This is a genomic window from Yersinia aldovae 670-83, from assembly GCF_000834395.1.
Classification (GTDB): domain Bacteria; phylum Pseudomonadota; class Gammaproteobacteria; order Enterobacterales; family Enterobacteriaceae; genus Yersinia; species Yersinia aldovae.
This window is the reverse complement of sequence record NZ_CP009781.1, coordinates 683,340-699,510: the sequence shown is the minus strand read 5'-3', so window position 1 is coordinate 699,510 and position 16,171 is coordinate 683,340. Positions and strand designations below refer to the sequence as shown.

Genomic DNA, 16,171 nt, shown 5'->3' with positions numbered 1-16,171 from the left:
TTACCGTTTTTGGTGCTGAAGTGTTAGAGCTAATGAGACTTCATTCCTGCGGCTGTCATCATCATACGAAACAGCATAGAGACGGCCAATAATGCCAATACGCTAGCGCACCAAATGACCACCAACCAGCCGACTTTTTTCCACCACGGAGCTTTTACCTGTTCAGCGGCATGGGGGGAGGGCTGTGATGCTACCGCCTTATTTTCACGTATATTAGTGTCACTCATATTCATTCCAACTCACTGTTCTTAGAAAAGTATCAGGGTCGGCACCCCGCCCTGACACGAATGGCTGACGTAAACTCAGTGGTAACCTTGGTCATGATTGATTTTCCCGCGGAACACGTAGTAGCTCCAGAAGGTATAAACCAGAATAATGGGAATAATAAATAACGCGCCGACTAACATGAATCCCAAACTTTGTGGTGGAGCGGCAGCTTGCCACAGGGTAATAGACGGCGGAATAAGGTAGGGCCAGATGCTAATGCCAAGGCCGCTGTATCCCAGGAAGACCAACAATAAGGTTAATAAGAAAGGTGCGTAATGCGCACCACGGCGAACTGAGCGCAGTAAGGCTGCACTGGCAAGCAATACCAATACAGGAACGGGCAGGAACCAGAACACGTTTGGTAGGGTAAACCAGCGCGCTGCAATCTGCGGATGCGCCAGCGGCGTCCACAGACTGATAACGGCAATAATCAGTAGCATAAAGAGTGTGAGAGGTGTTGCCAGCTTATGCATCACTTCCTGTACATGGCCTTCAGTTTTCATAATGAGCCAGGTACAACCGAGTAGGGCATAGGCGGTTACCAAACCGAGGCCGCAGAACAGCGCGAAAGGAGTAAACCAGTCAAACGGCCCGCCACTATAGCTACGACCTGTTACTGGAAATCCATTAATAAATGCACCAACAACCATTCCTTGGGTAAATGTGGCGACCAGAGAACCACCAATAAAGGCTTTGTCCCAGATATGTTGTTTGTTCGGGCTGGCTTTAAAGCGGAATTCAAATGCCACACCACGGAAAATTAAGCCCAACAGCATTAGGGTTAATGGGATTGCCAGGGCATCCAAAATAACCGCATATGCCAGCGGGAACGCACCCAGTAAGGCCGCGCCGCCTAAAACCAGCCAGGTTTCATTGCCGTCCCACACTGGGGCTACGCTGTTCATCATTAAATCCCGGTCACGGCTGGCTTTGACCAGCGGAAACAGGATGCCGATGCCCAAATCGAAACCATCCATAACGACATACATCATGGTGCTGAAAACAATAATGACAAACCAGATCAGTGGAAGATCGATACCCATAATTAACTCCTGTGGCCTTGGTTGTTATCACTATTTACCGGTTGGTTGTCCTTACCAAATGGTTCACTGACGGCAGACAATGGCCGTGATGGCGTACTTGATTGGCCGGGGCCACCTTTATTTTGCTGTGTGCCTTCATGTGCCTTCGGCCCTTTGCGGATCAAGCGCATCATATAGGCATATCCCACGCCGAATACCGAGCCGTACACCACAATAAACACCAACAGACTGATGCTCATGTGCATCTCACCATGAGAGGAAACTGCGTCGCGGGTACGTTGCAGACCATAAACAATCCACGGCTGGCGGCCGACCTCAGTGGTAAACCAACCGGCCAGAATAGCAATCAGACCGGATGGCCCCATCCACAAAACGAAATACAAGAATGGGCGCGATTGATACAACCCTCCTCGCCAGCGTAACCATAAACTCCAGAACCCAGCCAAAATCATCAACATGCCTAAACCGACCATGATGCGGAATGACCAAAACACAATGGTAGAGTTTGGGCGGTCTTCCGGTGGGAAAGATTTCAGCGCCGGGATCTGTTTTTCCAAACTGTGGGTCAGGATCAAGCTGCCTAAATAGGGGATTTCCAGCGCAAAGTGCGTTTTTTCCTGTTTCATGTCTGGCCAGCCAAACAGAATCAATGGCGTAGGTTCACCGGGTTTATTTTCCCAGTGGCCCTCAATGGCAGCAATTTTAGCCGGCTGATATTCCAGCGTATTTAAGCCATGAGCATCACCGATGACGGCCTGAATGGGGGCGACAATTAATGCCATCCACATCGCCATAGATAGCATCTTTCTCATCGCTGGGGTGTCACGCTTGCGCAATAGATGCCAGGCCGCAGATGCGCCGACAAAGAATGCCGATGCCAGGAACGCGGCGGTTGTCATATGCAGCAAGCGGTAGGGGAATGAGGGGTTAAAGATGACTTTCAGCCAGTCAACGGGTACCACTTGCCCATTGATGACTTCAAAGCCTTGTGGAGTCTGCATCCAACTGTTGGAGGCGAGGATCCAGAACGTAGACATCAGCGTGCCCAGCGCCACCATACAAGTAGCAAAGAAGTGCAAGCCCGGCCCGACGCGGTTCCAGCCAAAAAGCATCACGCCGAGGAAACCGGCTTCAAGGAAGAAAGCCGTTAGCACTTCATACGTCAGGAGTGGGCCGGTAATGCTCCCTGCGAATTCAGAGAAGAAGCTCCAGTTGGTACCAAACTGGTAGGCCATGACCAGACCAGAAACCACCCCCATACCAAAGTTGACAGCAAAGATTTTTGACCAGAAGTGGTACAGGTCACGGTAATCCTCATTTTTGGTTTTCAGCCATAATCCTTCGAGTACCGCAAGAAAACTGGCCAGTCCGATAGTGATGGCGGGGAAAATGATATGAAATGAAATAGTAAAAGCGAATTGGATCCGGGCCAACTCTAGAGCGGTTAAGCCAAACATAGCGACCTCACTGCAAACATGGTACTGCCTCATCTATGTATAAATGCAAAAAATAAATTACGCCAATCGTCTCGGGATGGTGAGTGACCCTCGAGCAATTTTTTGCGGGAAACTTGGCAGTTAGTTAACCATAAGTTAAAGTGGCTATAATAGTGACAATTAATCCAATATTACCTATAACAGATTCTTTATGACACGATATGAACAGTTAGCTCAACAAATTCGGGCACAGATACAATCTAAAGTCTGGCAGGCGGGTGATAAGCTGCCTTCTCTGCGGGAGAGTTGTAAGCAGTCAGGTTTAAGTTTGATGACAGTGGTGCAATCTTACCAATTGCTGGAAAGTCAGGGATGGATCATGGCGCGCCCCCAGTCGGGCTATTACGTTGCGTCACGCCCGACACAATTGCCCCAACCTCAGCGGGGGAAAAAGCTGCATCTGGATGAACAGGTGGATATTAATGCTTTTATTTTTGATGTGCTTCAGGCGGGTAAAGATCCGGCCATAATGCCGTTTGGCTCGGCGTTTCCTGATCCGAGTCTGTTAATACAACCACGGTTATCACGCGCGTTGGCCAATGTTGCGCGCAAGATATCACCACAAAGTTCGGTGACCAATCTGCCGCCGGGCAATGAAAGCCTGCGGCGCAATATTGCTCAGCGCTATGCCGCGAGCGGGATGAATGTTTCGCCGGAAGAGATTGTGATTACAGCGGGTGCGATGGAGTCACTCAGCTTGAGTTTGCAGGCGGTGACTCAGCCCGGCGATTGGGTGGTCATTGAGTCACCGGCCTTTTATGGCGCATTACAGGCAATTGAGCGCTTACGGCTGAAAGCCATCGCCATTACTACTCATCCACAACAGGGTATGGATTTGGATTCCCTGGAACAGGTGATCAGCCAATACCCGATCAAGGCTTGCTGGCTGATGACTCACTTTCAGAATCCGTTGGGATGCACCATGTCATGGCCGCAGAAAAAACGGTTGGTGGCGCTGTTACAGCAGAATAATATTTCACTGATTGAAGATGATGTTTATGGCGAGTTGTACTTCGGTGCAGAGCGGTTGTTGCCGGCAAAAGCCCTCGATCAGCATCGGCAAATCCTGCATTGTTCCTCCTTTTCTAAATGTTTGGCGCCAGGGTTCCGCGTGGGGTGGGTTGCTGCTGGCGAACATGCTCAGCGAGTTCAGCATTTGCAGTTAATGAGTACGGTTTCAGCGAGCGTGCCGACACAGTTGGCGATTGCCGATTATTTAAGTCAGGGGGGATACGATACCCATTTGCGCCGCTTGCGACGGCTAATGGAACAGCGGCTCAATACCTTGCATCAAGCGGTGGCCGAACACTTCCCCAAAAACGTTAAAATTAGTCATCCGGCAGGGGGCTATTTTTTATGGCTGGAGCTGGAGCCCCCTTTTAATGCCAGCGAGTTATACCGACGTGCATTGGCGCAGGGCGTGAGTATTGCGCCAGGACGTATGTTTACCACCGGGAATCAATTTGATCACTGCTTTCGACTTAATGCCTCTTTTGCGTGGTCTGAACAGAGCGAAAAAGCGATTCATATTCTGGCTCAATTAATTAACCAATTGATGGGCAGCGCGGATAACAGCCGATCTCATCGTTAGCCATACCATTCCCCCCCACCAATCCCATGCTGGTTTGATTCTGGCAATGACAGCCAAACCAGCATTATCCTCTAGCGATACTCAGGTTTCTTCACACGCACTCTTTTGCATAAATGATCAGTTTTTTTGGTCATAGCCAATTTATTCACAGATAAAACGCACTCAATTGATGCAATAGCTGCTCATTTATAGGGCAGCTAAAACATTTATTGTTATTTTTGTGTTGCCAAAATGTGATATGGCAGAGCAAAAGAGAAAGTTTGTTTTATATGCATATAATTTCGATTTTCAATTTGTAAAAGGCACCAAATGCGCCTTTTAAGAAGTGTGAATGCGATTATTGTGCATAGTTATTCATTTTAAGTGGCTGTTTTTATGAAATTTATACATTTTATTCACATTTGGAATGGTGTGGCACGAAAGCTGCTGTACACTTTATATCAGGTGAATATATTTCATTATTTATTGTTAACAGAATAAGAGGTTTTTGTTGGTTTTTTTGGTTCGTGCTGATGATAAGTCTCTAAACCTAATATTTACGCTGATTAAAGAGGTCAATATGGAACAGCCAATTCCGGTCACCCGACAATCTTTTGACGAGTGGATCGTCCCAACGTATGCACCGGCAGATTTCATCATCGTTCGTGGTGAAGGCTCGACGCTGTGGGATCAGCAAGGAAAATCATATATCGACTTTGCCGGTGGTATTGCGGTGAATGCCTTGGGGCATGGGCACCCGGCCGTAAAAGCCACGCTGATTGAACAGGCAGATAAGGTGTGGCATCTCGGCAATGGTTATACCAATGAACCGGTATTGCGTTTGGCGAAGCAATTGATTGATGCCACTTTTGCGGAAAAGGTTTTCTTCTGCAACTCCGGTGCTGAGGCTAATGAAGCCGCACTGAAACTGGCACGTAAGTATGCATTGGATAATTTTGCCAATAAACCGGGTCTGCCGGGTGAAAAGAATCAGATTGTTGCCTTTAGAAATGCATTTCATGGCCGGACGCTGTTTACGGTTTCCGCCGGCGGGCAGCCTAAGTATTCGCAAGATTTTGCACCGTTACCCGGTGGTATCAGCCACGGTATTTTCAACGACTTGTCCTCGGCACAAGCGCTTATTAATGACCAAACCTGTGCGGTGATTGTCGAGCCAATTCAGGGCGAAGGCGGCGTGTTACCGGCTGAAAGAGAGTTCCTGCATGGTTTGCGAGCGCTTTGTGACCGCCATCATGCGTTACTGATTTTTGATGAAGTGCAAACCGGGATGGGCCGTACCGGAGAGCTTTATGCCTATATGCACTATGGCGTTACGCCGGATGTGCTAACCAGTGCTAAAGCGCTTGGCGGTGGTTTCCCGATTGCGGCGATGCTGACCACGACAAAATATGCCAGCGCGCTCAATGTCGGTAGCCACGGCACCACCTATGGCGGCAACCCCTTAGCCTGTGCAGTGGCGGGAACGGTTTTGTCATTGATTAACCAACCCGCGCTATTAGCGGGCGTTAAAGATCGTAATCAGTGGTTCTTGGATGGATTGGCAGAAATTAATGCGCGGTACAAGGTTTTTGCTGAAATTCGCGGACGTGGCTTGTTGATTGGCTGCGCACTCAATAGTGATTATGCCGGTAAAGCGAAAGAGATTGTTCAGGCGGCAGCACAGCACGGGCTAATCGCGTTGATTGCTGGCCCTGATGTCGTGCGTTTTGCGCCATCGTTGATTATTTCCCAACACGATATTAAAGAGGGTTTGGCCCGACTTACTCTGGGTATTGAACAGGTTTGTCGCAAGACTCAGTCGTAATTTTATGCAGTAAGCAAGGGACTTTGACTATGATGATAGTTCGCCCGGTAGAACGCAGAGATCTGGCCGATATCCTTGAACTGGCTGGGAAAACAGGCGTTGGCATGACTTCACTGCCACAAAATGAGCAGCACCTCGCGGCCAGGATAGAACGTGCATTAAATACCTGGCAAGGCGCATTGGCACCGGGCGAGCAGGGATATCTGTTCGTATTGGAAGATAGCGAACGGCAAAAAGTGGTTGGCGTCAGCGCGATTGAAGTGGCTGTTGGTATGAACGATCCTTGGTATAACTTCCGGGTCGGCACGCTGGTACACGCCTCGAAAACGCTTAATGTGTATAAATCTGTTCCCACCTTGTTTCTAAGTAATGACCACACCGGTTACAGCGAACTGTGTACGTTGTTCCTCGATCCCGAGTATCGGAAAGAGAAGAATGGCCCGTTCCTGTCGAAAGTTCGCTTTCTGTTTATGGCTGCTTTCCGCCAATACTTTTCGCGCAAAGTGATCGCGGAAATGCGTGGATTTACTGATGAGAATGGCCGTTCACCGTTTTGGGAAAATGTCGGTCGTCATTTCTTTTCGATTGAGTTTGCTAAAGCAGATTATCTCAGTGGCACGGGGCAAAAAGCGTTTATTGCCGAATTAATGCCTAAACATCCGCTGTATGTGGATTTTCTGGCAGAAGAGGCCCGTGCCGTGATAGGACAGGTCCATCCTCACACCGCACCGGCCCGCGCGGTGCTGGAAACAGAAGGTCTGCAATATCAAGGCTATGTCGATATTTTTGATGGCGGGCCAACACTGGAAGCCAATACTGATGAAGTGCGGGCGGTGCGTGATTGCAGTAAACGGACGGTGGCTATTGAGGATATCGATATTGACCCAAACGGTACGGCCTATTTGGTCACTAACGACCGTTACCAAGATTTCCGCGCAATATTAATTGATACTCATCTATCCGACGATTTACTGCATTTAAGCTCTGAAAATGCCGCCGCACTGGGTGTTGCCGCCGGTGACTCGGTTCGTATCGTCAGCTTGTTTGCTCCGGAGACAAAGAAATGACCCACCCAGCTCTGTTTATTCAAGGTGAATGGCGTACAGGTAAAGGTGCGTCTTTCGATAAGCATGATCCTATGGATCAGCAACTATTATGGCAAGCCCGTGCTGCGGATCAGCAAGATGTCGCCGCTGCCTGCCAGGCGGCACGAACAGCTTTCCCTCACTGGGCACGTACCCCGCTGGAGCAGCGAGTTGCGGTAATACAACGTTTTGCCGCCTTGCTCGAACAACATAAACAGCAACTGGCACGTACCATCAGTCTGGAAACCAGTAAGCCACATTGGGAAACGTTGACCGAAGTACAGGCGATGATAGGTAAAGTAGCCATTTCATTGCAGGCTTACCAAATTCGGACCGGCAGCAGCCAAACCCCGATGGGCGGGGATCTCTCTGTGCTGCGTCACCGTCCACATGGTGTCCTGGCCGTTTTTGGCCCATATAACTTCCCCGGTCACTTGCCCAATGGTCACATCGTTCCTGCCTTGCTGGCGGGCAACACCGTGGTATTCAAACCTAGTGAACTGACGCCGGTCACGGCAGAAGAAACCGTCAAATTGTGGCAACAAGCCGGTATCCCTGATGGGGTACTTAATTTGGTGCAGGGGGGGCGTGATACCGGTGAGGCGCTGGCCGCTCAGCAGGATATTGATGGCTTATTGTTTACCGGCAGTGCCAATACCGGCTACCACTTGCACCGTCAATTGGCGGGGCAGCCGGAAAAAATCCTGGCGTTGGAAATGGGGGGTAACAACGCCTTGATCGTAGAGCAAGTGAAAGACACTGACGCCGCGGTTAATCTTGCGATTCAATCCGCGTTTATCTCTGCCGGGCAGCGATGTACCTGTTCGCGTCGGTTGTTAGTGAAATCTGGCGCGGAGGGGGATGCATTTCTACAACGTTTTGTGGCCGTCGCCAAAGCGCTGCGTATTGGCCGCTGGGATATGCTACCCGCACCCTTTATGGGGGCGGTTATTTCCGCTCAGGCAGCAGATAAAATGTTGGCGGCTCAACAACATCTGATTGAGTTGGGGAGTCATCCGTTACTGACCATGACCCGGCCCGATAGTCAAAGTGCGGTACTCACACCGGGGATTATTGATATCACGGGTATCAATAATGTGCCTGATGAAGAGTATTTTGGTCCATTGGTCAGTGTCATCCGCTATACAGATTTTGCCGAAGCACTGAAAATAGCTAATCAGACCCGCTTTGGCTTAGCCATTGGCCTGGTTTCTGAGGATCGTCAGCAGTTTGAACAACTATTGCTGGAGGCGCGTGCAGGGATAGTGAACTGGAACAAACCACTGACTGGGGCATCCAGTGCTGCACCTTTTGGTGGTGTCGGTGCATCGGGTAATCATCGCCCAAGTGCATTTTATGCTGCCGACTATTGTGCATGGCCGATGGCTTCGCTGGAGAGTGAAAGCTTGATACTGCCGACAACATTATCACCCGGTATTTGTTTTGATTTGCCAGCGACTGATTCAACCAATAGCCACTGAGCCGTGAACGGAGAATATGATGGCGGGACATGAAGTTAACTTTGATGGACTGGTCGGGCTGACACATCACTACGCGGGTTTATCTTTTGGCAACGAGGCCTCCACCACGCACCAAAATAGCGTTTCCAACCCCCGTTTGGCAGCAAAGCAGGGCTTGCTTAAGATGAAAGCGTTGGCTGATTTGGGGTATAAGCAAGGTGTGCTACCACCACAAGAGCGGCCAGCAATCAGCGTGTTGCGTCAGTTGGGTTTCAGTGGCTCTGATGAGCAGGTTTTAAGTCAGGTTGCCCGCCAATCACCGCGCCTGTTATCAGCGGTCAGTTCGGCTTCATCAATGTGGACCGCCAATGCGGCGACGGTATCACCCTCTGCTGACAGCGCTGATGGTCAAGTGCACTTTACAGTGGCTAATCTGAATAATAAATTTCACCGGGCAATTGAGGCAGATACCACGTCAGCATTGCTAAAAGGGGTGTTTAGTAACCCTCGTCATTTTGTTCACCACGCTGCGCTGCCCTCGGTGGAGTTGTTTGGTGACGAAGGTGCTGCTAATCACAATCGCCTTGGCGGGGAGTACGGGAACCCCGGTATTCAGGTGTTTGTTTACGGTCGCAAAGGGTTAGACGGTGGCGCAATGCCCAGTCGATACCCGGCCAGACAAACGCTGGAAGCTAGCCAGGCGGTGGCACGATTGCATCAGTTAGCGCCTGAGCGCACCGTCTTTGTGCAACAAAACCCCACGGTAATTGATCACGGTGTCTTTCATAATGATGTCATCGCGGTCAGTAATCAGAATGTGTTATTTCACCATCAACATGCATTCGTACCTGACATGCATGTTATGGATGATATTCGCCGTAAGATGGCTTGTTTGGAGCAACAATTTGTCACCATTGAAGTGCCAGAAGCTCAGGTGTCAGTAGCTGACGCAGTATCGACCTATCTGTTTAACAGCCAATTATTAACTAAACCTAATGGCAAAATGTTGTTGGTTATTCCTCAGGAGTCGCAAGAAAACCCCAGGGTATGGCGCTATCTGTCCGAACTTATCAGCAGTGGCAGTGTGATTGATGAAGTTCGGGTGTTTGATTTACGTGAGAGTATGCGTAACGGCGGTGGGCCTGCCTGTTTACGTTTGCGGGTTGCCTTGAATGATACGGAATTGCAGGCGGTCAACAGCAGAGTAATGATGACTCCGGCCCTGTTTGTTACGTTAAATAATTGGGTCGATCAACATTATCGTGACCACCTGCAATTTAAAGATTTAGCCGATCCACAGTTGTTACAGGAAGGGCGGCAGGCGTTGGATCAACTGACGCGCATACTTAACCTTGGCTCAGTATACCCGTTCCAACGCGATTAGTGCTGGATGAAGCCTAAACCACTGAAGAGAGAGAAGGGGCGCTAATGCTGGATTTTCTAGCAGTAACACTGTCTGGTGAGCCACCGCAAATCGTACAAGGCAAAACAGCCACTCTGCATTGGCAGTGGCTGGGTGAAGGCATGTTGATATTGACGCCACACCGCGATTATAGCCAATCAGTAGTGATTTCTGCTGGTATTCATGGCAATGAAACAGCACCAATTGAGATTTTAAATCAATTGGTTACTGACTTATTTAGCGGAAAATTACCTTTGGCCGTCCGCTTGTTGGTGCTATTAGGTAATCCTGCGGCGATCATCGCAGGAAAGCGCTATATCAATAACGATATCAACCGGATGTTTGGTGGCCGCTACCAAAATTATCCGTCAGATAATGAAACACAAAGAGTTGAGGAACTTGAAAAAGTCATCAGTGCATTTTTTCTGACCGGGCACCAAACAGCGCGGCTGCATTATGACCTGCATACGGCGATTCGTGGCTCTAACCATACCCGTTTTGCCTTATTACCTTATCAGCAGACGCCCTATTCGGCGGCAATGGTCCGTTGGTTGCGAGATATTGAGCTGGAGGCACTGGTTATGCATACCTCGGCAGGCGGTACATTTGCTCATTTCAGCAGCGAATGCCATCAGGCGGCCAGTTGCACTTTAGAGTTAGGTAAGGCGTTGCCGTTTGGCGAAAACCAACTTTCAGACTTCAATGGCGTTACCCGTGGTTTACGTACACTGGTGAGTGGTGAAGAGCTGCCTGCTCGTACCACTGAGACGATGCTTTTTTATCGGGTGGTGAAATCATTACTTAAGCAGCATTCTGATTTTACCTTGCGAGTCGCCGATGACCTTGTGAATTTTACTCGTTTCCCACAAGGAACATTACTTACCGAACAACCCAATGAGTATTATCGGGTTCAACATGAGAATGAGTGGATTTTGTTTCCAAACCCGAAGGTAGCTTTAGGATTGCGTGCAGGGATCATGTTGGTGCAAATGGATGAAAGTGAATTACCTACGGCATAAGTAAGTTTGGTTTATAAATATCCGTGCATATAATTACGCAGGGTAATATCCAGCTCGGCGGAGCGACTTAAGCTAAATCTAAAGTGATAAATCACATAAATAGACACTAAAATGAGTCATTAGCAATAATGGCTCATTTTTCGTTCATTAAAATTAAGACTATCTTATCTGATGAGGTATAAAGATTTTTATATTAATGGAGGTGTGTTCTATTTTTTCGTGGCAAGCCCACACATCTAATAATCTTATTAGCCTATTTTATGAATGTTATCATTTGTTGTTGCACTAAAAAGAAGAGGTATTTTGCATTCTAAATAGTCATTTGATTGCTTTTGTTATGGAGAAAATAAAATAGAACTGTGATATTCACTGCAATTTACAAATCTAACGACGTTACAGGGTGAAAAAGAAACAAAATGAAATGACTTTGCACCAAAAAAGTGCGATCGCACCATGTTGGTTATCATATTTAATATAAAACTATTTATAATCAGTGTGTTGTGAAAGGTTTGCTTAAAAACATTTTGTTACAAATTATTACCTGTTTATACCGATATTTCTATGTTTTTACCATTTTAACTTTTTGTGCTTAATGATAATGTCTCTTCGCTTTACAAGACAGGTTACTATAAAAAATTAAAAATTAACTTTTAAGAGGCTAAAAAATTAATTTAGCCCGGTGGGTTGGTTTTATTAAAATTCAAAGGAAAAATAATGATGAAGCGCAGTATACTGGCCCTGGCGGTCGCCTTGAGTATCGTTCCTACTCTCTCAAATGCAGCCGAGATTTATAATAAAGATGGCAACAAACTGGATCTTTATGGTCGCGTAGCCGCCAAGTACCTTTTCTCAAACCATAATAACGCAGACGATACTTATGTCCGTTTTGGTTTTAAAGGGGAAACACAAATCAATAGCCAACTGACTGGTTTCGGTCAGTGGGAATATAATGTTGTCGCCAAAAATGCGGAATCTCAGGGTGATAAAGGCAATAAAACCCGTTTGGGTTTTGCGGGTCTGAAATTTGCTGAATTTGGTTCTTTCGATTATGGCCGTAACTATGGCGTAGTTTATGACGCGCTGGCTTATACCGATATGCTGCCAGAATTCGGTGGTGACACAATCGTTTATACCGATAACTATATGACGGGCCGTTCTACCGGCCTGGCAACATACCGTAACTCTGACTTCTTCGGTCTGGTAAAAGGCCTGAATGTTGCAGCTCAGTATCAGGGTCGTAATGACGACGGTGATACCACTCAGAATGAGCGTGCAATTCAGAAAGCTAACGGTGATGGTTTCGGTTTATCTGTTGATTATCAAGACATCGAAGGCAGCGGTATTGGCTTCGCAGGCGCTTACTCTTCATCCAACCGTACCTTGGGCCAAAAAAATCTGGCTAACAGTGCGAGTGGCGATAAGGCCCAGGCTTGGGCTACTGCGCTGAAATACGATGCAAACCAGGTTTATATCGCAGCAATGTACGGTGAAACGTTGAACATGACGCCATACAAGGCACTGATTGCCAATAAAACTCAGAACGTAGAGTTGGTCGCACAGTATCAGTTTGAAAATGGTATTCGCCCGTCCATTGCTTATGTCCAATCTAAAGGTAAGGACCTGGCTGTTGTGGGTGATGCAGACTTGCTGAAATATGCTGAAATCGGTGTGACTTACTACTTCAACAAGAACATGTTCACCTATGTTGACTACCAGATTAACCTGCTGGATGAAGACAAAAATCCATTGGGCTTAAGCACTGATGACGTTGTAGCAGTGAACCTGACTTACCGTTTCTAATCTAATTTGAGCCGTGAGTATTGCCCTTTTCTGTGTCGGAAATAGGTGAGTTAAAGGGCGGGGGTAACCCCGCTTTTTTGTATTTAACACATTCAGAAGTTGAATCAAAAAGTATGACTATAAATCAGCGGTGATACTGTTGTTCACCCCATTTCAGCATGGTATCAACCAACGGCTGGAGTAGCTGCTGTAAGCGAGCTGCTCGTTCTGGTTGATAGGTGTATGGCTCCGTCTCAGACATATAGTTTAACTGTGATAACTCAAGTTGCACCGCGTGTTGATGGTCCTGTGGTAAACCATACGCTCTAGTTATATATCCGCCTTTAAAGCGGCCATTTAATATATGACTGAATGTGGATTGGTGCTCGCAGCATTCTATTAGTTGTTTGCTTAACGATGGGCTGCAACTGGCACCACTGTTCGTCCCAAAATTCAAATCTGGCAATTTCCCCTCAAACAATCTCGGTATAACTGAGGCAATCGAATGAGCATCTAGCAGTAACGCATAGCCAAATTTAGCTCTAAGCCGTTCCAGTTCTCGCTGAAGTTGTTGATGGTAGGGACGCCAGATCTGCATTAGGTAGGATTGGCGTTCTTGCGGTGATGGTGTTTTACCTGACATAAAGCAAGGCTGGCCATCAAACAGAGTTTCAGGAAATAGACCGGTGGTAGCTGTCGTATAAAGTGGCTGGTCATCGTCAGGGCGGTTAAGGTCAACCACCAGACGGGAATAGTTACCGATTAATATGCTGGCCCCCATGTCGTGGGCAAAGTCATAAAGGTGAGGAATATGCCAGTCAGTATCAGACAATGGGCGAGCAGCCGTAGTCAACCCAGCCTCAACTGCCGGTGTCAGCCGTGTTCCTGCGTGTGGAATGCTGATCAATAGCGGTAATTTACCCGCCTGAAAACGCAAAGACTCAGTTAGATTCATGAGCGAGCTTCTCCTTGAAATACAACAGCGGCAGGCAGTTGCCCTCCCAACCAATATGCCAGTTCGGCAGGGCGCGATAATGGCCAATGAACCCAGTTTGCTAATTTACCGGTTTCCAGTGTGCCTTGGCTATGTTGCACGCCAAGCGCCTGTGCTGCATGGCAAGTAACACCTGCCAGCGCCTCTTCGGGTGTCATACGGAATAATGTGCAAGCCATATTAAGCATTAAACGCAGGGAGAGTGCCGGGGATGTTCCCGGATTGGCATCACTGGCTAAGGCCATTGGTACGCCATATCGGCGAAACATCTCAACTGGAGGGCATTGTGTTTCACGCAACAAGTAATAGGCACCCGGCAGTAAAACTGCCACCGTACCCGCCTGACTCATGGCTTTAACATCAGATTCAGTCGCGTATTCTAAATGGTCGGCAGACAAGGCACCAAACTTAGCAGCCAGGGTGCCGCCATTGAGAGAAGAAAGCTGCTCTGCATGTAATTTGATGGGTAAACCTGCTTTTTGCGCAGCTAAAAATACGCGCTCAACTTGAGTTGGTGAGAATGCCAAATGCTCACAAAAAGCATCGACTGCATCCGCTAAACCTTCTACAGCGACTTGTGGAATAATAGTGCTACAAACATAGTCAATATAATCATCAGGACGGCCCGCAAACTCAGGGGGCAAGGCATGAGCGGCCAGACAGGTGGTTTTAATGGTAATAGGTAATATTTCGCCCAGTTTACGGGCAACCCGCAGCATTTTTATCTCACTTTCCAAACTAAGCCCGTAACCGGATTTAATTTCAATACAGGTCACGCCTTCAGCTAGCAGAGATCTCAGGCGAAATAGCGCTTGCTCTAGTAATTGTTGTTCGCTTGCGGCCCGAGTAGCTCTGACGGTCGAAATAATACCACCGCCATTTGCTGCTATTTCTGCATAACTCACCCCGTTCAGGCGCTGCTCAAATTCAGCACTGCGGTCACCGCCAAACACCAAATGGGTATGGCAATCAATCAGACCTGGTGTGATCAAGCCACCTTTATAGACTACTTCGTGGCTGGTTGTGATCGGCGGTAATTCTGCATATGGCCCAATCCAAACTATTTTGCCACCAGTAACTGCCATAGCCCCTTGCGGGATCAGGTGGTACTTCCCACCCTGCATAGTCACGATATCGGCACCGTACCACAGGCTGTCACAGTGAATCATTGACACCATTTCACTCCTCCACGGACATATCCTGTAAACGGCACTTGTTACTACAATGCCACTTAGATCGGATATCTCGAAATTAGGTTGTATATACAATCATGGACAACCTAGCGCATAAATTCACTATCGGCAAGATAGCGATTTAAACAATTGCGTAACACTTCGCAGTTCTCGCAGAGAAAAAAAATTGATCAGGACGTGACGGTACCTTGTGGGGTAAAACGGCCATAGAGCTGATAGCGGGAGCCGGGGTAGAGTAATTGTGCGGCTGTGACTACCGCTTTCCCATACCAGGTTCGGCGGCGGATCAACAGGCAAGGTTCGTGTCCATCCAGTTGCAGTAACTGGCGTTCAGTTGGTGTGGGCATTATTGCCTCGACAATATGCTCCCCTTCAGTGAGTGGCGCGACTTGAGTTAGGTAGCTGTATGGGGTTATTTGGTTGAAATCCTGTTTTATGTAATCGGGTGCGGTGGCTGGGTTTACACAGCGGTTTTCAACCTGAACTGGGAAGTCATTTTCGTAATGAACAATTTGTGAGTAGAACAATAGCTGACCGGGTTGAATACCTAAGGCTACCGCTTCTTCAGAGGTAGCAGCACGGGCTTGCAGTTGGAGGATTTTACAATTGTGGCGATGACCACGAGCAGTAATTTCATCAGCGATATTATGAACTTCAAGTAACGCACTGTGCGCTTTGGCTTCTGCAACAAAAGTGCCCACGCCTTGCATACGAATAAGGAAACCTTCACTGGTTAATTCACGCAATGCCCGATTGATGGTCATACGGCTGACACCCAGTTCTGCGACCAGCTCACTTTCGGAGGGTACACGCTGGTGGGGTTGCCAGGTTCCGGTTCTGATTTGGCGGATGATCGCCAGCTTAACCCGTTGGTAAATTGGTGCAGGGATGTCACCCATTGCTGCACTCAATTGTAAAACCGTTTGTTGTTCCGCCACGGCGTTAACCTCGTCAAATAACACTGTTATAGGTTAATTCTACGGTTGAATTCAGCGTGTGTATATGTATATACAAGTGGGCGGTTTAATTAATTGACGC

The 16,171-nt window shown here is 47.9% G+C and carries 13 protein-coding genes; 7 read left to right on the top strand and 6 right to left on the bottom strand.

All coding sequences use genetic code 11. From position 1 onward, the window contains the following. Nucleotides 1-29 precede the first annotated feature (29 nt). The 3 genes from AT01_RS03220 to AT01_RS03210 all read right to left on the bottom strand — a co-directional run bounded on the left by AT01_RS03220 (nt 30) and on the right by AT01_RS03210 (nt 2,767). Entirely contained in the window at nt 30-227 is a 198-nt protein-coding gene (locus tag AT01_RS03220) for a DUF2474 domain-containing protein (protein WP_004698870.1), read from the bottom strand. 75 nt (nt 228-302) lie between these two features. Then, complete coding sequence (gene cydB, locus AT01_RS03215; RefSeq protein WP_042546061.1) at nt 303-1,310, bottom strand: cytochrome d ubiquinol oxidase subunit II; 1,008 nt, start codon at nt 1,308-1,310, stop codon at nt 303-305. 2 nt (nt 1,311-1,312) lie between these two features. Then, complete coding sequence (locus AT01_RS03210) at nt 1,313-2,767, bottom strand: cytochrome ubiquinol oxidase subunit I (RefSeq protein WP_042546060.1); 1,455 nt, start codon at nt 2,765-2,767, stop codon at nt 1,313-1,315. 190 nt (nt 2,768-2,957) lie between these two features. Between AT01_RS03210 and AT01_RS03205 the strand changes: the two genes are divergently transcribed. The 7 genes from AT01_RS03205 to AT01_RS03175 all read left to right on the top strand — a co-directional run bounded on the left by AT01_RS03205 (nt 2,958) and on the right by AT01_RS03175 (nt 12,967). Beyond that, nucleotides 2,958-4,397 (top strand): aminotransferase-like domain-containing protein, encoded by a 1,440-nt coding sequence (locus tag AT01_RS03205; RefSeq protein ID WP_042546059.1) that lies wholly within the window; start codon nt 2,958-2,960, stop codon nt 4,395-4,397. A 559-nt stretch (nt 4,398-4,956) separates the two neighbouring features. Beyond that, entirely contained in the window at nt 4,957-6,201 is a 1,245-nt protein-coding gene (locus tag AT01_RS03200) for an aspartate aminotransferase family protein (RefSeq protein WP_042548470.1), read from the top strand. A 29-nt stretch (nt 6,202-6,230) separates the two neighbouring features. Continuing rightward, nucleotides 6,231-7,268 (top strand): arginine N-succinyltransferase, encoded by a 1,038-nt coding sequence (gene astA, locus AT01_RS03195; protein WP_042546058.1) that lies wholly within the window; start codon nt 6,231-6,233, stop codon nt 7,266-7,268. Continuing rightward, nucleotides 7,265-8,767: a succinylglutamate-semialdehyde dehydrogenase gene (gene astD / locus AT01_RS03190; RefSeq protein WP_042546057.1), complete on the top strand. Its 1,503-nt coding sequence runs from the start codon at nt 7,265-7,267 to the stop codon at nt 8,765-8,767. Before astA ends, astD begins: the two co-directional genes overlap by 4 nt. 19 nt (nt 8,768-8,786) lie before the next feature. Beyond that, the gene (astB, locus tag AT01_RS03185) at nt 8,787-10,130 is read left to right on the top strand and encodes an N-succinylarginine dihydrolase (RefSeq protein WP_042546056.1); all 1,344 of its coding nucleotides are present in this window, start codon (nt 8,787-8,789) and stop codon (nt 10,128-10,130) included. A gap of 44 nt (nt 10,131-10,174) precedes the next feature. Continuing rightward, entirely contained in the window at nt 10,175-11,167 is a 993-nt protein-coding gene (gene astE, locus AT01_RS03180; protein WP_042546055.1) for a succinylglutamate desuccinylase, read from the top strand. Between the two features lie 714 nt (nt 11,168-11,881). After that, nucleotides 11,882-12,967 (top strand): porin, encoded by a 1,086-nt coding sequence (locus AT01_RS03175; RefSeq protein ID WP_042546054.1) that lies wholly within the window; start codon nt 11,882-11,884, stop codon nt 12,965-12,967. A gap of 124 nt (nt 12,968-13,091) precedes the next feature. On the opposite strand, the gene hutG is transcribed toward AT01_RS03175, so the two are convergent. From hutG to hutC, 3 genes are all read right to left on the bottom strand, one after another. Beyond that, nucleotides 13,092-13,901 carry an N-formylglutamate deformylase gene (gene hutG / locus AT01_RS03170; protein ID WP_042546053.1) on the bottom strand — a complete coding sequence of 270 codons (810 nt, stop codon included), beginning with the start codon at nt 13,899-13,901 and terminating at the stop codon, nt 13,092-13,094. Then, on the bottom strand, nt 13,898-15,118 hold the full coding sequence (gene hutI / locus AT01_RS03165; RefSeq protein WP_042546052.1) for an imidazolonepropionase: 1,221 nt from the start codon (nt 15,116-15,118) through the stop codon (nt 13,898-13,900). The genes hutG and hutI overlap by 4 nt, the downstream gene beginning before the upstream one ends. A gap of 185 nt (nt 15,119-15,303) precedes the next feature. Next, nucleotides 15,304-16,071, bottom strand: coding sequence for a histidine utilization repressor (hutC, locus tag AT01_RS03160; protein ID WP_042546051.1), 768 nt, complete (start codon nt 16,069-16,071; stop codon nt 15,304-15,306). Nucleotides 16,072-16,171: the final 100 nt, after the last annotated feature.